18 protein-coding genes are annotated in these 20,375 nt (G+C 51.4%); all 18 read left to right on the plus strand.

Annotation, left to right across the window (positions count from 1 at the left end; translation table 11 throughout):
* Positions 1 to 19 precede the first annotated feature (19 nt).
* Entirely contained in the window at positions 20 to 1,594 is a 1,575-nt protein-coding gene (locus tag CWM53_RS09485) for a phage portal protein (RefSeq protein ID WP_019704587.1), read from the plus strand.
* Between the two features lie 22 nt (positions 1,595 to 1,616).
* A complete protein-coding gene (locus tag CWM53_RS09490) occupies positions 1,617 to 2,516 on the plus strand; it encodes a DUF6651 domain-containing protein (protein WP_014342135.1) in 900 nt (299 codons plus the stop codon).
* 26 nt (positions 2,517 to 2,542) lie between these two features.
* Positions 2,543 to 3,421: a major capsid protein gene (locus tag CWM53_RS09495; protein WP_004109857.1), complete on the plus strand. Its 879-nt coding sequence runs from the start codon at positions 2,543 to 2,545 to the stop codon at positions 3,419 to 3,421.
* Between the two features lie 78 nt (positions 3,422 to 3,499).
* A complete protein-coding gene (locus CWM53_RS09500) occupies positions 3,500 to 3,928 on the plus strand; it encodes an Ig-like domain-containing protein (RefSeq protein ID WP_100730461.1) in 429 nt (142 codons plus the stop codon).
* 47 nt (positions 3,929 to 3,975) lie between these two features.
* Positions 3,976 to 4,410: a hypothetical protein gene (locus CWM53_RS09505; RefSeq protein ID WP_047066290.1), complete on the plus strand. Its 435-nt coding sequence runs from the start codon at positions 3,976 to 3,978 to the stop codon at positions 4,408 to 4,410.
* The gene (locus CWM53_RS09510; RefSeq protein WP_048331549.1) at positions 4,410 to 5,243 is read left to right on the plus strand and encodes a hypothetical protein; all 834 of its coding nucleotides are present in this window, start codon (positions 4,410 to 4,412) and stop codon (positions 5,241 to 5,243) included. The genes CWM53_RS09505 and CWM53_RS09510 overlap by 1 nt, the downstream gene beginning before the upstream one ends.
* Positions 5,244 to 5,340: 97 nt before the next feature.
* The gene (locus CWM53_RS09515; RefSeq protein ID WP_100730460.1) at positions 5,341 to 5,685 is read left to right on the plus strand and encodes a hypothetical protein; all 345 of its coding nucleotides are present in this window, start codon (positions 5,341 to 5,343) and stop codon (positions 5,683 to 5,685) included.
* Positions 5,676 to 6,149 (plus strand): hypothetical protein, encoded by a 474-nt coding sequence (locus tag CWM53_RS09520; protein WP_021313126.1) that lies wholly within the window; start codon positions 5,676 to 5,678, stop codon positions 6,147 to 6,149. The genes CWM53_RS09515 and CWM53_RS09520 overlap by 10 nt, the downstream gene beginning before the upstream one ends.
* Position 6,150: 1 nt before the next feature.
* Positions 6,151 to 6,543 carry a minor capsid protein gene (locus CWM53_RS09525; RefSeq protein ID WP_047066294.1) on the plus strand — a complete coding sequence of 131 codons (393 nt, stop codon included), beginning with the start codon at positions 6,151 to 6,153 and terminating at the stop codon, positions 6,541 to 6,543.
* 67 nt (positions 6,544 to 6,610) lie between these two features.
* Entirely contained in the window at positions 6,611 to 7,357 is a 747-nt protein-coding gene (locus CWM53_RS09530; protein WP_004109839.1) for an Ig-like domain-containing protein, read from the plus strand.
* Between the two features lie 61 nt (positions 7,358 to 7,418).
* The gene (locus CWM53_RS09535) at positions 7,419 to 7,736 is read left to right on the plus strand and encodes a hypothetical protein (protein ID WP_100730459.1); all 318 of its coding nucleotides are present in this window, start codon (positions 7,419 to 7,421) and stop codon (positions 7,734 to 7,736) included.
* Between the two features lie 125 nt (positions 7,737 to 7,861).
* Positions 7,862 to 8,086: a hypothetical protein gene (locus CWM53_RS09540; protein WP_014342129.1), complete on the plus strand. Its 225-nt coding sequence runs from the start codon at positions 7,862 to 7,864 to the stop codon at positions 8,084 to 8,086.
* Between the two features lie 7 nt (positions 8,087 to 8,093).
* On the plus strand, positions 8,094 to 12,626 hold the full coding sequence (locus CWM53_RS09545) for a tape measure protein (protein WP_100730458.1): 4,533 nt from the start codon (positions 8,094 to 8,096) through the stop codon (positions 12,624 to 12,626).
* Between the two features lie 43 nt (positions 12,627 to 12,669).
* A complete protein-coding gene (locus tag CWM53_RS09550) occupies positions 12,670 to 13,005 on the plus strand; it encodes a phage tail protein (RefSeq protein ID WP_032423010.1) in 336 nt (111 codons plus the stop codon).
* Positions 13,006 to 13,091: 86 nt separating this feature from the next.
* A complete protein-coding gene (locus CWM53_RS09555; protein WP_100730457.1) occupies positions 13,092 to 13,790 on the plus strand; it encodes a phage minor tail protein L in 699 nt (232 codons plus the stop codon).
* Positions 13,783 to 14,580, plus strand: a complete 798-nt coding sequence (locus tag CWM53_RS09560) for a C40 family peptidase (RefSeq protein ID WP_004109817.1) — start codon at positions 13,783 to 13,785, stop codon at positions 14,578 to 14,580. The genes CWM53_RS09555 and CWM53_RS09560 overlap by 8 nt, the downstream gene beginning before the upstream one ends.
* Positions 14,568 to 15,179 (plus strand): tail assembly protein, encoded by a 612-nt coding sequence (locus CWM53_RS09565; RefSeq protein WP_100730456.1) that lies wholly within the window; start codon positions 14,568 to 14,570, stop codon positions 15,177 to 15,179. Before CWM53_RS09560 ends, CWM53_RS09565 begins: the two co-directional genes overlap by 13 nt.
* Before the next feature lie 16 nt (positions 15,180 to 15,195).
* On the plus strand, positions 15,196 to 20,375 hold a 5,180-nt coding region (locus CWM53_RS30460), incomplete at its 3' end, for a phage tail protein (protein WP_206062616.1).

Below are 20,375 nucleotides of genomic sequence, written 5' to 3' on the forward strand. Positions count from 1 at the left end.
TATCACGGAAGAGAAGCAAATGGAATTGACTGATAAGCAAATTAAGGATCTTGTGGCAAGACGCCACCCCGAATACATAAAGAAAAAAGAGCACTGGGATTTCCTCGCCAGCACATACGCTGGCGGGCGTGCCTGGTTCGATGACAACATTTTCCGATACTTCAAAGAAGGTGATCAGGAGTTCAAGGAGCGTCTGGAACGCGCCTACCGCTTCAATCACACCAGGGAAGTGGTGAACCTGATTAATAAATATCTCTTCAAAGAGGACATCCATCGAAATGTAGAAGAAGCGCCTGAGCCAATTCAGAAATTCTGGAAACGCGCGACACGACAGAATGTTTCCATCGATGGCTTTATGTCCGCGCTTGACCTCCAGTCCTCCATCTATGGCCGTGTCTGGGTGGTGGTCGATAGCACGATGGATAGTGACGCAGAATCCGTCGCTGACGAGAAGAAGAAGGATGTTCGCGCCTATGCCTACTGGATTTCTCCGCAGCAGATGTTGGATATGGCGTGGGACGATGACGGCAATTTGATCTGGGCGCTGATTGTCGAAGTGGCGCGCGATGATCAAGATCCTTTTACCTCATCTGGCCAGGAATATCAGCGTTATCGTCTATGGACACGTAACGAGTGGTATCTATTCCGGGAAGAGGTTAAGAAAGGCGCCGGGAATGCCGGTCGTCGGACCGCAAAAGTTGTGCTTGAAGATAAAGGCGAACACAAACTTGGCGTTGTACCTGTGTTTCCTGTTGATTGCATAGGGGAGAGCGAATCGCCGTATTTTAGCCCGTCGCTTATTGATGATATCGCCTACCTTGACCGTGCAGTAGCCAACTATCTGTCGAACCTTGACGCCATTATTCAGGATCAGACGTTCAGCCAGCTGGCCATTCCCGTTCAGTCGCTCCTGCCAGGCGATGAGAATCACGCAAAGGTAATGGAAATGGGGACAAAACGCGTCTTCACCTATGACTCGGAAAGTGGCAACCAGCCTTTCTATTTGTCGCCAGACCCTAAGCAAGCTCAGATGATCATCACCACTATCCAGACCGTGATTAATGAGATCTACCACTCCGTTGGGGTCGCTGGCGAGCGAACAAAGCAGGATAACGCTAAGGGGATCGATAATTCATCCGGGGCCGCCAAGTTATATGACTTTCAGCGGGTTAATAGTCTGCTTATTACTAAAGCCGAGCGTCTTGAGCGGGCTGAACGCCAGATGATGTTTTTGGCGGCGAAGTGGATGGGGGTCGATCTCGATGAGGAGCATTCGCTGATTGCCTATCCAGAGAGCTTTGATATCCGCGGTCTGACGGATGAATTTGCCGTTGCCGAGAAACTTGGGCTGCTGGAAGCACCGGATTCTGTGCGTCGATATCAGATGGAAATGCTCATTGAGAAAATCTTCCCGAATATTTCGGCCGCGATGCAGAAAGAATTTGAGAAAGATCTCTTGAATTTTCCGCCAAAAAATGCTCTTAACACTCTTGAAAATAAGTCAGTACTTACTTATCATCGTGATACAGTCCAAGAGAGCGGACAAGATCTATCCCAAGGGAATGGGAACTCATCAACTCAAGCAACCGAGTGATAAGTAATTAAAAGGAATTTTTATGAATCTGTGGCAAATGCTAATGGCCCGTCGTGGCCTCATGGATGTCGCCGAATCACATGAACGTGGTGGCGCAGGTGCTGGAGCTCCCGCTGGTGCAGAAGAGCAGGGCACCCAGGAATCTGGTAAGCAGAACGGCGAGCAGAAAGATCAGCCGAAAATCGAAGACGATGAATTCGGAGGGATGACTCAGGAAGAGTTGCTCGCTGAATTGCGTAAATCCAAGAAAGCCGGTGCTGACCTGCTGAAAGAGAACATGAAACGCAAGGAAAAAGAGCGTGCCATGGCCGATCAGCTGGCTCAGTACGGTGATATCGATCCGGCACGAGCACGCCAGCTTCTTGAAGCTGAGCAAGCCGCAGAAAACGCACGCCGTGAGGCGGAGCAAGCTGAACTGGAACGCCGCGGTGAATTCGATGCTGTGAAAAAGCAAATGATCGAAGCTCACCAGGCTGAGATGGCTCAACGTGATGAACGTTTTTCCGCTCTGGAGAGCGAAAACGCCGCACTTAAAGCCCAGCTGGTTGAAATGACCGTCGGCGCGTCCTTTTCTGGCTCCAATTTCCTGCGTGAAAAAGTTCTGATGACTCCGGCTAAGGCCCGCGTTATCTACGGCTCTCATTTCGAAGTGGGTGAAGACGGTAACGTCGTTGGCTATGACAAGCCGGCAGGTCAGAAAGAGCGTGCTGTTCTGGTTGACGGCGAAGGTAAGCCGTTACCGTTCGAATCCGCGATTGAGCGTATTTTACGTGCAGATCCGGAAGCTGACGCTTTATTGCGCAGCGAAGCTAAGCAGGGTGCTGGTTCAATTAGTAAACCGACCCACAAAGTAACCCAGCCGAAGAACAAGTCGACAATGGATAAGTTGACTGCCGGTTTAGGGAAAATCGGAATCAAGTAACATCTTAAATCATAGGGAAATGAAAGATGCCATTACTGCGTGAAGAAGCTGAAAAGCTGTCTAATAACGAGCTTGAACAGGGCGTGATCGAGACCATTATCGATCGTGACGACCTGTTTGCCGTCCTGCCTTTCATGAAGATCAATTCGAAGGCATATCTTTATAACCGCGAAAAAACCCTGAGCGAAGCTACTTTCATTGATGTGAACGACACCATCACCGAAGGTGCAGCAACCTTCGAAGAGAAAGTTGCGAAGCTGCGCATTCTGGCTGGCGACGTTGACGTCGACAAATTCCTGGCTACCACTATGGCTGATACCAACAACCAGCTGGCTATCCAGGTTCGTCAGAAAGTCAAAGGTCTGGCTCGTGCCTTCCGTCGCAATCTGATTGTTGGCGACTCCACCACTAACAACAAAGCCTTCGATGGTATTCCGAAGCTGATGCATGACGATCAGAAGATCGACATCTCCGGCGCATCCATGACTTTCTCTATGTTCGACGAACTGGTCGACGCAGTTAAAGATCTGGGCGCAGACTGCATCATGATGCGTTCTGAGCATCTTCGCGCATATCGTGCGCTGCTGCGTACTGTAAACGTAGGCCCGTCCGAAATCATGATGGAAAACTTCGGTCGACCTATGCTGTGCCATAACGGCGTTCCGTTTATCGTAAACGACTTCATTCCGGTTGCGGACTCCACCAAAGCGGATATCTACTGTCTGCACCTTTCTGAAGAAAACGGTGTAACTGGTCTGTACGGCGGCGAAAACGCCGGTATCGTTGTGGAAAACATTGGCACCGTTCAGAACAAAGACGCAGTACGTACTCGTGTGAAGTGGTACTGCTCTCTGGCCAATAAGCACGACAAAGCTATCGCGGCGCTGACTAACGTCAAAATTTAATCCTAATAATAGGTAAATACTTACCTATTATTTTTAAATGGGTGGGCTATACGCCCGCCCTTTTTATAGGAGCGATATATGTCAGAAAAAAAAGTGAAGATCACTGAAAAGGCCTTCACCGACTTTACGGGGGTTATGTTCCGTACTTCTTTCACTAAATCGGTGTCCGATCATCCAGTAAACGAGCGCATGCAGAACCGTATCTCCGCAGCTATGCGAGCGGTTCCGGTGGAGCCCACTGTCGCTGTTACTGGTGTGTCGGTAAGTCCTAAGTCGGCATCGGTGGAGGTGAAAAAAACGGTTCAACTCACGGCTACCGTGGCGCCTGCTGGTGCCACCAACAAGAAAGTTACCTGGGCGTCGAAAAATGCTGAATTTGCAACGGTTGACGCGGCTACTGGTCTCGTGACCGGCGTTGCAGACGGGACTGCGACGATTGAAGTCACGACCGCAGACGGCAGCCATAAAGCGACCGCAACTGTTCAAGTTACAGCAGCTGCAGCCTGATTCAGTAACAAGGGGTGGCTCTGGCCACCCTGTTCAGAGGAAAACTCATGAAACCAGCAAAAATTCATCTTCTGGAACCTCAGTTCCTTGGATACACAGGCATCCTTTGCGGCGTTTACTTTAAAGACGGCATTTCTGTGGCAGAGCTGCCATTCCTCGATCAACAGCGGATCTGCGCCTCAATGCGTGCCGAAACCATTGATGGAAAAAATGTCTCTCCATCAGCTGCCTTCAGCAATCGTAACGAGCTGGTGGCCGATCAGATTGTGGAGCCTACGGCCCCTGATATTGTCCCTATGAAACGTGGCGTCGCGAATGAGGAGACAAAACATGTGCAGCGCTTCACCCGAGAAGAACTGGAGTCCATTGCTGACTGTGAAGGTATCGCCGGCCTGCGCCAGATCGGCAACACGCTTGGCGTGAAAGCGAAGGGCATTGTTGAAATGATCGAGGGCATCCTGAAAGCACAAGGCGGTGAGTGATGGCTCTGATCGACACGTTTCGTAGCGGAGACATCGTGTCTCTGACCTTCGCCTTTAACGTACTGGATATCGATTCCGCCTCTTACACCGTGCGAGATAGTGCAGGTACAACACTTGTAGACGAAGAGCCTCTCGATATTGCAGAAGGCCAAATGTCTATACCGGTTGTGGTCTCAGCAGAGCATAACCAGCTGGTCGAAAAAGAGCGTGATCTGCGCTACGTCATCGTGAAGGCCACAGCGGGTGGGCTAACCCACGAAGAGCGGCAGATGTATGTGCTGCTTAATAGCTTTGAACTATCCGTCCCGGGTCAGTCGTTTGCCACCGTAGCCGATGCTCAAATGCAGGCCATTGATATGATCAATGGAGATACATTGCTGGCTGATGGAGAGGGTTTAATGCGCAAGCGGCTAATCGAAGCGACACGGCGAATCAAAACCTTACCTTTCTCTATCCGGAGGATCATGCGCATCGATTTCGACCGGTATGACCGTCCCCAAAACATGCTGAATGTCTATGACATTCCCTGGGGAGCTGACGGCGTGTATCGGCAGGATTTGGTGGACTGGGAACGGATCACTTCGGAGCAGTTTGCGGATTTGCCAGACTACTTTAAAGAGGCGCTGCTTCTGGCCACCGTTAATGAGGCATGCGAGATCGCCAATGGCAACGATATTGCGAGTGCGCGAGAAGACGGCATTTTGTCTGAATCGATCGGTGAAACAACCAATATGTACCGCACAAGCAAAGTGGCGAATGTCCGTGTGGCCCGCAGCACCTGGCGATTGCTTATTAGTTACATCAACAATCGGATGATTGTTCGTCGTGCGTAACACACGTCGTGCTCTTTACTTCTGGTCGACAGGCCAAAGACGGGAAACCGCGCCTCCGCCTGGTAATGAGTGCGACGACTTCACACAAGGAGAGTGGATGAATATTTCGTGGCAAGCCGAATTGTCGATCTACCGGTTTGGTTCCAAAAACGTCTACGGTGAAGCGCAATTGCAGTTCGTCAGGAAGACGAAAGTAGGCGTCGTTAAATTTGAACAGAGCAATGAAAAATCGTCCGTCAGGGCAGATAGCTCTGGAAGTTGCGGAAAGGCGGCGCTGGAGTTGTTTGACGCAGTACTTATTGTTCCACTTGAAGCCGCTGTTCAGCTCGATGACGTTCTTGTGCTGGAGGGACAGAAGCTGAAGGTCTCAAGCGTACATCGGCGATGGGGACTACGTGGCCGCCCTGGGCATCTTGAGCTGGGGGCGAATATATGGGTTTGAAATATGACGCACACCAGTTTAAGCGTGCCGGCGCCAGACTTAATAACAGCCAGAAAGCGTTCAAGCGATATCTAATCAGGGACATGGAAAAGCTGGCGCGTCTGGTTGAACGACTGGCACGAGCCATGGCCCCGCTTGAAACAGGATCGCTGGAGAGCGCCATTTTTGCGCGGGTTGTAAAAGAAGGATACGCGGGGCTTCGTATTGAGCTTTCCGTTTCAGGCGCAAAGCAGCGCGAAGGGCATCCAGGCGTTGAGGTGGGGGACTATGCCAAATACATGGAGCTTGGTAAGTACCGTCTTGGTTATTTGTCTCGTATGAAGAATGTTACTAACCCTCCTGTCGCCGGCGTTAAACCTAAAGTGGGCCCATATTTCCTTGAGCGAGCGACTCAGATCAGCGAAAAGCAATTTTCGCAGACGATCTTGGAAGCTGCCAGAAAAGCAGGATTTACGCGAGGTTGACGTGTTTGTAGAAGCATTCGCAAAATTGATACAAAAAAAGGGGCTTGGAAAAGTAGGGACGGACATTTTCTGTCACTATATGCCAGCAAAAGTTAAGTCTGGCATCTTGCTGATTAATCCCAATACAGGCATAGCCATCGACCCGGATTTGCAGGGTTTTTACTTCGACTCATTCACGATAGTAGTTCGCAATGCGAGTATTACAAAATCTGTTGAAATGGCCAACGAAATCATGGACATCCTTCCTGTTAGCAACGTTGAGTCTGACGGGGTATTCTTCAAAATGGTTAGGCCGATGGCGATGCCAATAACGTACCCAATAAATGACGGATCGCTTATTGAAACGGGGATTCCACTTGAATTTGCCGGGTACTTTATTGAACTGAATAAATAAGTAAGTATATACTTACTATTGTGTGTCGGAGTGACACTGTTTTAACGGAAAAAGGAGTTTTCCAATAATGTCCAATACCCATGTTAAAAACATCAAGCTTGGCGCCTGCAAGGTGTCGTTTGGTGGCGTGGATCTGGGTTACACCAAAGGCGGTGTTCAGGTTGAAATCGCAACCGAAACGCTGAAAGTGACCGTAGACCAGCTGGGCCAGACCACGATCTCCGAGCTGATCCAAGGCCGCAACATCACCATTACTGCGCCGCTGGCTGAATCCGTGTTGAAAAACATGGTCGATCTGATGCCAGGTTCAACGCTGAGTTCTGGCGAAGATACCGTAACCATCACGTCTGCGCAGGGTGTGAACCTGATCGACGTTGCAAAAGAGTTGGTGCTGACCCCGCAGGATGCGACGGATTATGTTCTGACCATCCCTAAAGCAGCAACCGCGGGTAACTTCACCATGACCTACCAGTCTGACGACGTTCGCGTGTTCTCAGTTGAGTTTTCCGCTTACCCGGACGACGCTGGCGTGTTGGGGAAAATGAGCCTCCCAAAGCCGGTTGAGAGCGTCACGCTGACCCCGTCTTCACCGACCGTAAAAGTGGGCGCTAAAGTTCAGTTGAGCGCAACCTTTACCCCGGCCGATGCAACCAATAAGACTGGCGTGTGGAGCTCTGATGCGACTGATAAAGCGACCGTAGATCAGAACGGACTGGTAACTGGTAAAGCTGTCGGTTCAGCCAATATCACCTTCACAACTAATGACGGCGCCAAGAAGGCGACCAAAGCCGTCTCTGTAACTGCCGCAAGCTAAATTGTGATAACCCAAGAGGCCCATGGATGGGCCTCTGTATGAGTTTAAAAGGATTTAAACCATGACCAAATTACTCGATCTCGACTCCATTCTGCCGCCGAAAAAAAGCATCAAATTTGGTGGCAAAGAATATCCCATCGTTGAAATGACCGTCGGCCTCTTTGTTTCTATCAAGCAGATGGAAAACAAAGACCTCATGAATATGTCTCCCGTCGACCAGGTAACTGCCTACGCAGAACTGGTACGCAAAGTCATTCCGTCAGTACCTGACTCCGTTCTGGAAAAACTGACTGTCCAGCAACTCCAGCAGATCTTCACCTTCGCCATGGAAGTGATTGATGAAGAGAACGAAAAAGCGGCTGGCGAAGGGGCAAAGTAATATCCCGCGATGAATCCGGGGTAAAGACCGTTTCGATAGATCTCGGATTCTATTTCAGTCGTGTAGTTGCTCACTACGCCGTATCGCCAATAGAGCTACTGAGTGTCCCGTTGACCATGTTCTGGATGCTCAGCCGCAATATCGATCGTCTGCGAGCGGAAGAGGATGTCCGCAATCTGCAGGTCGCCCGCGTCGCCCAAGCGGATGGCGATGGCGTTAAGGCGTTCATGGAGGGTTTGCAACTCAGGATTGGAAGGCCGGTCGTTACTGATAAAGTCTACCGTCCGCATATGGATAAGGCAGACCCCGACGCCAAAGAGCAGCTGATGCAAATTTTTGGCAGAGGATGACAAGGGAATGTCACAAAACGTAGAGTTTATCCTGTCGCTGGAAGACAAACAGTTTACGGCGTCAATCGACCGGGCGGGTAAATTACTTACCAAATTTGGCGAGCGGGCTACCAAACCGGCTCAAAAAATTAAAAACCTCGAGCGCTCTCTGGGTTCGGTCTCCAGCATTCTTGGCGCTCTTGAAACCAGACTCAATTCTACGGCAGACAAACTACAGGACGTAGCTGCCGGTTTTGAACTCGTTTCCAACACCTCTCGAAAGGCACAACGTGAACTGTCCGCTATCAGCACTGATTTGCGGACATTCACAGATCGCGTTGATTCAGCCACATCGTCTACGCACAAGTTCCTGGCCTCATTGCGGAAGGTTCAGTCGGAACTCAATGAGTTTTCTGATTGGGTTAAATACGCAGGAGACCATGCCGGTAAATTCAACACTGAGATCAAGGGTGCCACTACTTCTCTTGGTGGGATGAACACCAGACTAAATGCGACCAGCAAGCGTCTGAGCAATTGGGGAACAACGACAAGTCAGGCGGCCGAGGGGTTAAAAAAAGTCAAAGATCAGATGGATGGCGTTATTCGAAGCCAGCAGCTGATCAGCCGTCCAGTCAGGGTTAGAACAACCACAACGGGTGGGGGAGGCAGCGGAGGTGGCGCTGATCGATTTACCGCGGCGTCCCATCGCGGTGGCAGTCGTGAAAATGGCGTCTTTTCTGGATTACGCGGCAATATTTTCCTTCTGGGAGAAATTGGGGATGCTGCCAGAACGGTTACTGACATCCTGTTTGGTTGGCAGAAGCCGATCGTAGAGGCTGCGGCCGAAATGCAGCGCATGCGTGTCATGTTGCGTGGGTTGAACAAGGATAAAGTCAATCCTGGAGAAGCCGCTGCTCAAGACATGCAGTATATCGTGAATATGGCGAAAAACGCCCCATTTGCGATGCAGGCCTTAACCGACTCATTTGTGAAATTCCGTTCTGCTGGGCTCGATCCCACTGATGGTTCGTTAAAGGCACTGGTGGACTCAGTCGCACGTTTTGGTGGCGATAGTGAGTTGCTTAAGCGAGCGGCGGTGGCTGTCCAGCAAATGTCTGGTAAGGGCGTCGTGTCGATGGAAGAGCTCCGCCAGCAACTGGGTGAAGCGGTTCCAAATGCGATGAAGGCCATGGCAGATGCGGCCGGTATCACGATGGGGGAGCTAACCAAAGCCGTATCCAGTGGGACCGTTGAAGCGAAACAGGCTCTTTCGTTGATGTTTGTTGGCTTGCGTGCGGAAAATGAAAATGCCGCCAAAGATATGATGCAAACCTACACCGGTGCGTTGGCGCAGCTGCAAACCTCTTTCACTCTGTTTGCCGATCGAGTGGGTCAGGCTGGGTACCTTGACTCTCTGACCAAGGGGATGAAAGAGCTGTCGGCCGTAATGAACAGCGCAGAAGGCATTTCGTTCGCTAATTCATTGGGAGAGGGGCTTACCACCGCGATTGATGGCCTGCGCGAGCTGGCGCAATGGTTGGCTAAGAATCAGGAGTTGGTTATTACGCTGGGCAAAATTGTCGCCGGAATGGTGGCATTTAAAATGCTCAGAGCGGGCATTTTAGGTGTTGTCAGCGCCGGCGGCCAGATGCTTTCCACCTTCATGAAAATGTCCACTGTAATCCAGACACCATTCACGCTGGGAGCGACGGCAGTCACTCGTTTCAATCGTGCTGCACGCATGGGACTGGCACCAATCCCATCGCTCATTTTTGCAATTCGTGGCGCGATTATGGGGCTGAAAGGGGCATTCGCTGGGCTCACTGCGTTTATCGCAGCAAATCCGATTGGTGCTGCGTTTACTGTTGCAACAGTGGCTGTTGCCGGGCTGATCACCTACATGACCATGCTTCGCAACGAAACGTCCAAAGTTGTTGAGGAGATTCGCAAAATCCCCGAAGCGATGACGGCAGCCAAGCGAGCACAAATGGCGGAGCGCGCATCGCAGCTAGAGAAGCAAATTCAGCGGGATCAGCAAGCGCTTAAAACTGGCGAAAGTGTGAACTACATTTCCACTGTCGCCGGCCCTGTTGCCGTTAAGGAGTCTAAAGAGGTTGTTGAGGCTCGACTGAAGAAAAATCAGGAAGAGTACAAGAGAACCACTGACACCATCGCGCTGGGGGATAGCGCTGTATCCAAACGTCTGGCGAAAGAGGCTGCTGAATCCCAGATCGAGAAAATCCGGGCGGACAATCAGCTCTTCTCAGCTACGTTTGTTAAAGCGCGTCAGGAGGCACTGGACAAAATCCAGAAGATCAATGACGACAAAACACTGTCCGATGATGAGAAGAACAAGCTGCTTGCGCCGCTTCGAGAGACAGTAAACAAATCTTATCTGCAGCCGGCCCAGAAACTTGTCGACTCTTTATCATCGCGTAAGACCGCAACTGAAAAGCAGATCGCACATTTTAGCGATTTGCTGGAAAAGGCGAAAAAAGAAGGAAACACAGAACAGGTACAGAAGCTGCAGGGCAGTATTCGCGGCTATCAGGAACACCTGGAGACGATTGCTCAGGAACTGACACAGGCTGAGTTTGAACGCGATAACGCGGCGAAAACCGGGAAGGGCGTGAAGACCAACCAAGGAACAGTGCTTGGGTTGGGCACCAGCGACAAAGGCGCTGACAAAGCGCTCGCGCAGTACATGCGCAACCAGATGGACTCTGCGGTTTACCAGCGCACGCTGCCTGATGGCACACCAATGATGGATTTTGAAGGAAAACCTATCATTGGGCCAAAGCAGCTTAAAACTCAGCTTAACCTGCAGAAAGCCTCAACCGCATCTTCTCTGGAAAAGATGAGCGAGAAGGAGCGTGCAGCCGCCATAGCCGCATTAACCAAAGCTCGTGAACAAGATGCCGCTGCTGCCGAGAGGGCAGGGAAGCGTACTGCGAATGCCTCTGAACGCGCCGCGAAAAGGGAGGAAAGAGCGCAACAGAAGCTGGCTGCCGGCTACCAGAAGGCTCTGGATAAAGCTGATCAGCTCATGGGGCAAATGGGCGAAAGTTCAAAGGCTACTGTGTCGTTTGATCAGTCGCTGCGTGATGTCACCAAGTCACTAACTGATCTTGCAAACGCCACGCCTAACGAGTTTATCTCGCAGGAGATGGTTGACCAGGCCAAAAAACGTCTCGCGGATTTGAGGAACGCTACCCCCGAATACCGTGAAATGTTTAATCGCCGCAACGTCGAGCAAATGATCAGCGCTTGGGCGCCGGAATCGGATTCGATTATCAGCGCAGGCTTGATGCAAAGCCATGAGGAGAAGGCTGCCGAGTTTTCGGATACCTACAATCGCAATCTTAAGGCGCTGATCGAGCTGCGTGATAAGGCGACTGACCCGAAAATCATCTCGCTTTACAACAAGCAGCTTAATCAGCTGGTGGCCGCTGGCAACAATGCGCTGATTAAGCAAACAGGTACAGCGACCCAGCAGTTGGCTCTGGAGTATGAGAACCTGGCTGAGCAGATTGAGGGCACCTGGACAGATCTGTTTAGCGGCTTAACCGACACGCTTACTGACTTTGTTGTTAACGGGAAGATGAGCTTCTCCAGTCTGGCTACATCGATCCTTAAAGACATCACCAACATGGTCGTGAAGACCCAGATCACTCTGCCTCTCATGAATATGTTGGGAATGGGAACGACAAACGCCGGCAATGCACAAAGTGGAAATCACATGAATGGCGTAGCGTCTGCGATCGCTAATCAAGGGGTTCAGCTCGGTAATTCTGGTGGGGCGGTGGCCAATGGGGATAAATTTGTCGGCGAGGCCACCAAGGAGACAGCCTCCGGTGTGAACTCTATGGGGCAAGCGTCTCAGAATGCGGCCAGTGGTTTAAGTCAGGCGGTGAATGGTGTCTGGGACTGGACGAAGTCATTGTTCACCGGTACTGACGCTACGAAAGATCAAACCAAAGCGGTTAACAGCAGCATCCTCAGTATGGGGAATCTGTCTACCGCGGCGGGGGCACTGGCAGCAACATTCGCCATGGTAGGTGCTTCGTCGTCGAGTTCGTCCAGCCGTTGGCTGAATTTCGGTCTGTCACTGGCCAGTACCGCAGTGTCCGCTTGGGCTGGGTCTTCGACGCCATCAGGCTCAAAGCCAAATGTGAAGAAGCACGCCAATGGCGGCATCTTTGGCAGGGAAGGGGTTGTGCCTCTGAGAGCTTATCAGAAAGGCGGAATTGCCACCTCACCACAGTTGGCGATGTTTGGCGAGGGCTCAATGAACGAGGCTTACGTTCCGTTGCCAGATGGTCGAACCATTCCAGTCACACTTTCTGCAGAGTCGGCTGGAAAGAGCACGGGTAACGCGGTGTCCCCTGTCTCAATTCAAATAAATGTGACCAAGGATGGACGAACCAGCGAGAGCAGCAGTGGAAGCGAGAGCAATCTCTGGAACGGTGCAGCGCGGCAAATTAAGTCGATTGTGCTTGAGACGATTGCCGAAGAGAAACGTTCTGGTGGTTCACTTAATCCGCATACCACCAGAGGGTAGTAAAGCCGGCCGCCTTAGCGGGCGGCCATCACAAGGAAGTGATATGTCGAGGAAAGTATTTAATTGGTATCCAGATTATGAGTCTGAGAAAACCGTAAAGCCTAACGTGACCGTGCTGAACTACGGCGACGATTACGAGCAGCGCCAGTCGCAGGGGCTCAATCGGATTAAAGAAGAGTGGTCTCTCACGTTCACCCGCAGCCATGACGTGGTAAACGACGTTGACGACTTTTTGACTGCCCGCGCAGGGGTGGAGTCATTCATTTGGACTAACCCAAGAGGCAAAGCAATTATCGTGGTTTGTGATAGCCATACGGTAAAGCGTTACCCCGGCTATCAAGTGCTTACGGCAACATTTAGACAGGTTTTTGAGTCTTAATTTGCGGCTATAGATAAGTAAGTACTTATCTATTATTATATATCAACGTCACGGGATGTGACGTTGAGTTTTTCAAGGATGAAGTGATGGGTATTAGAGCTGATATTCAGAGTTTATCGCCTTCTGCGCTCATTGAGTTGTTCGAGCTGGATATGTCGGTGACAGCCTCCGGCGGCAAGTTGTATTTCCATGCCGGCACCAACGGGCTTAGCCAGCCAATTGTCTGGCAGGGAGTTTCCTATGAGGCGTGGCCAATTAAAGCGTCTGGCTTTGATAAAAGCGGTCAGGGAACACTTCCTCGTCCAAAGATTCAGGTTTCCAACTACGACGGTGTAATTTCTGCGGAGCTGCAGGCCAATGACGATCTGATTGGCTGCAAAATCATTCGCAAGATGACGCTGGCACGTTTTCTGGATGCGGTGAACTTTCCGGATGGAAACCCGACCGCAGACCCAAGTCAGCATTTCGCTGATGAAATGTGGTTCGTCGAACAGAAGACCCTGGAGACACACCAGTATGTCGAATTCGAGCTGTCCAGCGTCTTAGATCTGATGGGTGTTCAACTGCCGTATCGCCAGATCATCAAAAACAGCTGCCCGTGGAAATATCGCGGAACAGAGTGTGGCTACACCGGCCCATATTTCGACAAAAACAACCAGCAAACCTCTTTGGCCGGCGCCGACTACTGCACCAAGCGTTACGACGCCTGTAATGCTCGTCGCAACTACTTCGCGAATGGCGTTATTCATTTTGGCGGATTTATTGGGGCGACACGATATGAGTAACCAGACGTTACCTGAGCTGGGCTCAGAAGTCATGCAGGATATCTATCGCTGCGCTATCCAACGTTACCCGAATGAAGCGTGTGGCTTTCTGGTGCGCACACAGGGTGAGAAATATCGCTTTATGGAAGCGATGAATGTCTCTGAAACGCCACGTGAGGATTTTGTCATGCGTGCCAGCGACATTATTGCGGCCGAAGATGCTGGGGAAGTGATCGCTATTTGGCACTCTCACGTTGAGCGCAGCGCAGAGGCGTCAGACCCGGATCGCTCCGGGTGCGAGGCGACGGAACTACCGTGGATGATTCTGGCAATTCGCAAAAATGTGGAAAGCGATATGCCATTCCACTTTAGCGAAATGAACGTCATTTATCCGTGTGGTTTTGAGATGCCCTACCTCGGGCGCCCATACGTATTCGGTGTGTTTGATTGCTGGATGCTGTGCCGCGATTACCTAAAGCGTGAATTTGACGTTGAGCTGAATGCAAACGCCCACCTGCATATTCCTTCCTGGTACACGGGGGACAACGACATCCTCGACCAGAACTACCGAAATGAAGGACTTGTCCGCATGGCGCCGGGGACGGAACCCCAGCGCGGCGACATCTTCTTCATCCAGTACGGGAAAATGCCAGATCACTGCGCGGTATACATCGGCGACGGCATGATCATGCATCACCAGATCGACCGTCTCAGCTGTCGGGCTTATTACGGTGGGATGTATCAGAAGCACACGACGCATCACCTGCGTCACAGGGATTTACTCAAGGGAGACGAGACGTGTCTGAATTAGTTCATGTTCAGCTCGGCGGTGCGATGGCAAAGAACTTTGGCCGCCACTGGAAATTGAAGGTGCGCAACACCAAACAAGCCATCGATTTGATTGAGGCGAATCGCCCGGGCTTTAAAGCCTGGATTAAATGTAACCGTAACCACTTCGATAAGTACCACATCCAGGTCACAAATAAGCAGGGCCACAAGTGGTCAATGGACGACACCGAATACCAGATGATGGGCGAGTCGGAAAATATCGCAAAAATCCGCATTACTCCCGTACCACGTGGCAGCGGTGGTAAGGCGTTTGGGTGGTTCCAGACTTTCGTGGGCGCCGCGATGATCGCTGTCGGCGCTCTGGCCTCTGGGCTGACTTTTGGTGCGTCTTCCGCGCTGGTGATGGGAGGGATGTCATTGATGATGGGCGGTGTGTCCATGCTGATTTCGCCGCAGGCATCAAATGCGTCTGTCAGACAGGCGGATAACACGGATTCGTTTTATTTCGATGGGCCTCAAAACACCAGCAACCAGGGAAACCCGGTTCAGCTTAATTACGGCGAGGAAATTTTAGTTGGCTCACAGATTGTGAGTTCTTCAATCACCATAGACCAACTGTAAGGGAAGTTTTTTGAACATGGATCAGTTCAAGAAAAAGAGATTGCCCCTCCTGATTGCGGGAGCGGGCGGCAAAAAGAGCTCAGGCTCAAGCCGTACACCAGTTGAAGCGGATGATACCGTTAATTCGCGGGCCATGGCGTCTATCCTCGATCTGCTCGGGGAAGGTGTTGTTGGTGGGCTTATTAACGGTGCTAAATCTATCTTCATCGATGGCGTGGCGCTGGAGAACGAAGACGGGTCATTCAACTATTCCGGTGTAACCTGGGATTTCCGGGATGGTTCGCAAGACCAAAGCCCGATGCCTGGTTTCGATTTTGTCGAAACGCCAAAGGCCGTTAACACACAGCTGAAAACCACAAACGCGGTTACGGTCGCCATCGATAACGACGACGCTGATCGTGTCCGAGTGATCATGAAATTCCCGTCGCTGCGTAGCATTGACAAGAAAACAGGGGACACAAACGGTACTTCTGTCCAGTTTAAGTTCCAGCTGGCCAATGGCAATGGCTCTTTCTATGACGTGATTGCTACAGGTGAGAGCAGCTCTGACGTGACGCTGACTGCGAAAAAGACTGGTGTCTACTATCGCAGTTACGAAATCCAGCTTCCAAAGCCTGGGCGTGCCTATAAAGTGCGCGTGCTTCGTCTCTCAGCCGACAGCAACGATCAGTATCTCTTTAACGATACCTGGGTCGACTCTATCGGTGAGATCGTTGACACCCCAATGAACTACCCGAACTCCGTTCTGGTTGGCCTTAAGGTTAACTCTGAGCAGTTTGGTAGCTCTATGCCGTCACGTTCGTATCTTATCCGTGGCCTCAAAATCCGTGTGCCTTCGAATTATGATGAAAACACGAACACTTATAACGGCGTTTGGGATGGAACCTTTAAGCTTCTGTCGTCTTCCAACCCTGCCTGGATTCTGTTCGATCTGCTGACCAATGCTCGTTATGGCCTCGGCAAATTTGTTTCGGAGTCAATGATTGACCTTGGCCAGCTTTATCAGATCGGTCGCTACTGCGACGAAGAGGTCGATGATGGCTTTGGCGGCAAAGAAAAACGCTTTGCAATCAACACCCAGATCACCAGTCGTCAGGACGCTTATCGTCTGATTCAGGATATTGCCGGCGCTTTCCGTGGCATGGTTTTCTGGGCTGGTGGCATGGTGAATATCATGCAGGACAGCCCGTTTGACCCTGTCATGCTGTTTACCAACGCAAACGTAAAAGATGGCCTGTTTACCTATAAAGGCTCTGCTCGAAAAGACCGTCCGTCCGTAGCGCTGATCACTTATAACAACAAACAAGACGGCTATAAGCAGAACGTTGAATATGTTGAAGATCAGGAAGCGATGGCCCGTTATGGGGAGCGCAAGACCGAGGCCGTTGCGTTCGGATGCACCAGCCGAGGTCAGGCTCATCGTGTAGGTTTGTGGCTGCTCTATACCGCGCGTATGGAGTCAGACATGATCACCTTTACCGCGGGCCTGGACGCCTCGTTCCTGATGCCGGGCGAAACCGTTCTGATCCAGAACAAATATCGTGCCGGCAAGCGCAATTCCGGTCGCATCGTCTCTTTCACCAAAAACAGCATCACCCTCGATGCACCTGTCTCTCTGAAAAAGAGCGGTAGCTTCATCCGTATCATCAATCAGGAAGGCAAAATCGTTGAGCGAGACATCAACGAGACCGGCGACAACATCACTAAAGTTACCTTCAAGACGGCGTTGGCCACAGCCGATCAACCAGTAGCGAATGGCGTCTGGACGATCACCGAACCAGACCTGGTTCCAATGCGGGCGCGCGTTGTCGCTATCGCGCAAGGTGAAACCCCGGGGTCGTTTGATATCACGGTGGTGCAGAACAATGCATCTAAGTACCAGGCGATTGATAACGGGGCCGCGCTCGTTCCAGAAAATACGACGGTTCTTGATCCCACATATTCCAAACCGAGCAATCTGGTCATCTCAGAAGGCACCTATCTGTCCAGTCCGGGCAACTTGTCCGTGAAGCTGATGCTTGCTTGGGAAGGTAAATCACCAGAATACTGGGTCAGCTGGCGCCGCTCCGACGAGGGCAACGTCTCCAACTGGCAATCTGCCCGCGCCACGGAAGAACAATATGAAATCGTCAATGTTGCCGAAAATGGGCGATATGACTTCCAGCTGTATTCCGTTTCCTTCGGCGGCAAAAAATCCGAGATCATTACTGCTGTCTATCAGGTAAAAGGCACGATGACGCCGCCAGGGGCGCCCACATCTCTGACCGCGGTGGGGGATTATCGTAACGTGGTATTGAATTGGGTTAACCCTGATTCAGTCGACCTCGCGCAGATCAACGTGTATGCGTCCAAAACAAATAAGCTGGACACCGCAACACTCATTGCTCAGGCCGCCACAACGACTTTCACTCACGCTGGCCTGGGTGACAACGAGACCTGGTATTACTGGATTCGTGCGGTAAACAAACGTGGGATGGTAGGCCAGCCGAACTCGAACCTCGGTACAGAGGCCACCACTCGCGACGTATTGTCTTTCCTGAAAGATAAGATCACATCTTCTGAACTCGGCAAGGAGCTGCTCGACGAAATCGACAGCAAAGCCACTCAGGAGGCGGTAGACAATGCCATTGGCGAGGTTCAGAACTCAGTCAACGAGTCTATTCAGCAAGTTGAAAACGACCTTGCGCAAACCTCCTCCGAAATTAAGGCGCAGGTTGACTCTGTCAATCAGTCGCTGAAAGAGGACATTGATACCGTCAATCAGACAATTGTCGACAATATCGATACGGTCAACCAGACGATCAATACCAATATCTCCAACGTAAACAGCCAAATTGAAGCTGCAAAACAGTCTATTAAAGACGGCGACGCTGCTCTGTCGCAGGAGATTAAGAATGCGCAGTCATCACTGACAACGTCGCTGTCCCAGACCAGCAAAGATCTGACTGCGGCCATTCAGAAAGAGACGAATGACCGTATTGCAGATGTTAATGATGCAGCCAAGCAAGCGGCCGACCAACTGCTGAGCGCGAAGAATGAACTGAAAACCTCTATCGATAGCTTGTCTGAGGTTGTGACCTCCGGTGACGAAAATCTCGCGCGACAGATCTCGCAGATTGCCGCCGGCACAGGAGAACAGTTCGACTCTCTGAAAATCTGGTATTTCGACCAGGACGCCGAAGGCTGGACGGAAGATGATAATGGCTACACGCCAATGAGCGTCACCAGCGATGGCTGGCTGAAAGCGAACAATCCGACCTCAACCTGTCGTTCCCCTAACGGCTTGACGATCGATGCCCATGCTTATCGTTTCATTAAGATGCGCATTAAAAAGGTTGGCAACCCAACCTGGAACGCCAAAATGTTCTGGATCGGCGCTGATGAAACCGGCTGGAATGCTGGTCGCTCCGTGGTTATCAATGAACCGGAATACGATGACAAGGGTATTGCGATTCTGACCCTGCACGACATTGAGTGGCGAGATTCGACAACGATTCGTCGTTTCCGCTTCGATTTCACTTCAGGTCAGGATGCGGACAATTACCTGTTATTCGACTGGATCGCCGTCGGTCGACCGACGCCGGGCGCAGGCATGGCCGCGTTACAGGAAGAGCAGCAGGCTCGTGCGAATGCGGATACCGCCGAAGCGCAGGCGCGCAGCACATTGGCTGCACAAATCCGCGGTTCCTCTGAAAGCGGAAATCTGGACGACATTCGCTCCGGTCTGATCTATCAGGAGAAAAATGCTCGTATCACCGCCGATGCTGCGGAAGCGAGTGCGCGTGAATCCTTGCAGACTGAATTCAACAGAAACAAAGCCTCTGTTGCAGAAGAGCTGCATACGCTGTCCACTGAACAAGCTTCCCAGGCAAGCAAGATTACCGGGTTGCAAACAAGCCTTGGCCAGAAGGCCGATGCCAGTGCAGTACAGACAATTTCCCAGAAGGTTGAAGAGCAGAGCAACACCCTTAAATCACAAGGTGCGGCATTGTCTACGCTGGACAATCGCGTAGGAAGTGTTGAGTCTGGTGTGTCTGCGAATAGCAAGGCGATCACGGGTCTGCAGTCGACCGTAACCCAGCAGGATAAAACCCTTAGCAGCCAGAGTGAAAGCATCACCACCCTGAATAACTCGCTGAGCGATATCCAGAGCGATACCGATACTGCCAAAAGCAATCCGAGCAATTTGCTGGTTAACGCCTCCTTTGAGCGTGACCTGGCAGGGTGGTCTGCAGGGAATAGCGTATCCAGTGTTATCAAAGCGAGTGCGCCCCATTCTGGTAGTAAAATTCTTGTTTGCGCCGCTGGCACGGTGCAAATCACGCAATCTGTAAGCGTCGTCGAAGGGCGGACATACAAGCTGTCCTCTTTTGTGCGCTGCACCACGGATGCGGTAATCAGCAGCCCTGGCAACAACAAACTGCGTATTGGCGCAGCCACGTTGCTCAAAGAGATTCCGATCCGTCCGGAGAATCTGCCCAAAGATGAAACATGGAAAGAGGTCTCTGATACCTGGAAGGCGACGCTGACCGGTAAAGTTGACGTATCGATCATGTCTTCTCTCAAAACCGGTTCTCAGTACTTCGATGATGTTGGTTTTGTTGACGTCACTGATGCTCTGGCGATTGAGGCGAACGCCAGTGCCACCAATGCTTTGACCTCTCGGGTATCGTCTGTTGAGGGCACCATCACAAGCCAGGGGCAGCAGATCACTTCGATGCAGAACAGCATCAAGAACAAAGCTGACGCCTCAGCTGTGACTAATCTGACAAACCGCGTAACTGCTGCCGAAAATCGGATCTCCAGCCAGTCCCAGAGCATCACCAGCCTGTCAAACTCGCTGGATAACGCCAATGCTGATGCGGATGCCTCGAAAGCGATCGTCGGCAACATGCTCAAAAACAACTCTTTTGAACGTGGTTTCGAAGGTTGGGAGTATGTCGGCTGGACTCTGCTGGAGGCTCAGAACCCCAAATCGGGGAAATACATCATCCAGGCGGGCAAACTGGCCTCTGGCGGTGACTCAGGCTGCAATCAAACGGTCGAGCTGCAGGCTGGCAAGACTTATCGTATCGGCGCATGGGTTCGCAAATCCGCTGACTTCGCGATCAATAATGCCGGCAACAACAAGATTAGCCTTCGAAACGCAGATCTGACGCCGTTAAAGGATATCCCGATCACCGGCGCCGGGCTGTC

Origin of the sequence: Klebsiella sp. A-Nf5 (assembly GCF_002810545.1) — a bacterium.
GTDB classification, from domain to species: domain Bacteria; phylum Pseudomonadota; class Gammaproteobacteria; order Enterobacterales; family Enterobacteriaceae; genus Klebsiella; species Klebsiella variicola.

Excerpts from the sequence above, each read along its gene's own strand:
- CWM53_RS09485 (WP_019704587.1), top strand. The coding sequence starts at position 20 with ATGGAATTGACTGATAAGCAAATTAAGGATCTTGTGGCAAGACGCCAC.
- CWM53_RS09520 (WP_021313126.1), top strand. The coding sequence starts at position 5,676 with ATGGGTTTGAAATATGACGCACACCAGTTTAAGCGTGCCGGCGCCAGA.
- CWM53_RS09495 (WP_004109857.1), top strand. The coding sequence starts at position 2,543 with ATGCCATTACTGCGTGAAGAAGCTGAAAAGCTGTCTAATAACGAGCTT.
- CWM53_RS09515 (WP_100730460.1), top strand. The coding sequence starts at position 5,341 with ATGAATATTTCGTGGCAAGCCGAATTGTCGATCTACCGGTTTGGTTCC.
- CWM53_RS09530 (WP_004109839.1), top strand. The coding sequence starts at position 6,611 with ATGTCCAATACCCATGTTAAAAACATCAAGCTTGGCGCCTGCAAGGTG.
- CWM53_RS09490 (WP_014342135.1), top strand. The coding sequence starts at position 1,617 with ATGAATCTGTGGCAAATGCTAATGGCCCGTCGTGGCCTCATGGATGTC.
- CWM53_RS09535 (WP_100730459.1), top strand. The coding sequence starts at position 7,419 with ATGACCAAATTACTCGATCTCGACTCCATTCTGCCGCCGAAAAAAAGC.
- CWM53_RS09500 (WP_100730461.1), top strand. The coding sequence starts at position 3,500 with ATGTCAGAAAAAAAAGTGAAGATCACTGAAAAGGCCTTCACCGACTTT.
- CWM53_RS09505 (WP_047066290.1), top strand. The coding sequence starts at position 3,976 with ATGAAACCAGCAAAAATTCATCTTCTGGAACCTCAGTTCCTTGGATAC.
- CWM53_RS09555 (WP_100730457.1), top strand. The coding sequence starts at position 13,092 with ATGGGTATTAGAGCTGATATTCAGAGTTTATCGCCTTCTGCGCTCATT.
- CWM53_RS09540 (WP_014342129.1), top strand. The coding sequence starts at position 7,862 with ATGCTCAGCCGCAATATCGATCGTCTGCGAGCGGAAGAGGATGTCCGC.
- CWM53_RS09560 (WP_004109817.1), top strand. The coding sequence starts at position 13,783 with ATGAGTAACCAGACGTTACCTGAGCTGGGCTCAGAAGTCATGCAGGAT.
- CWM53_RS09510 (WP_048331549.1), top strand. The coding sequence starts at position 4,410 with ATGGCTCTGATCGACACGTTTCGTAGCGGAGACATCGTGTCTCTGACC.
- CWM53_RS09545 (WP_100730458.1), top strand. The coding sequence starts at position 8,094 with ATGTCACAAAACGTAGAGTTTATCCTGTCGCTGGAAGACAAACAGTTT.
- CWM53_RS09550 (WP_032423010.1), top strand. The coding sequence starts at position 12,670 with ATGTCGAGGAAAGTATTTAATTGGTATCCAGATTATGAGTCTGAGAAA.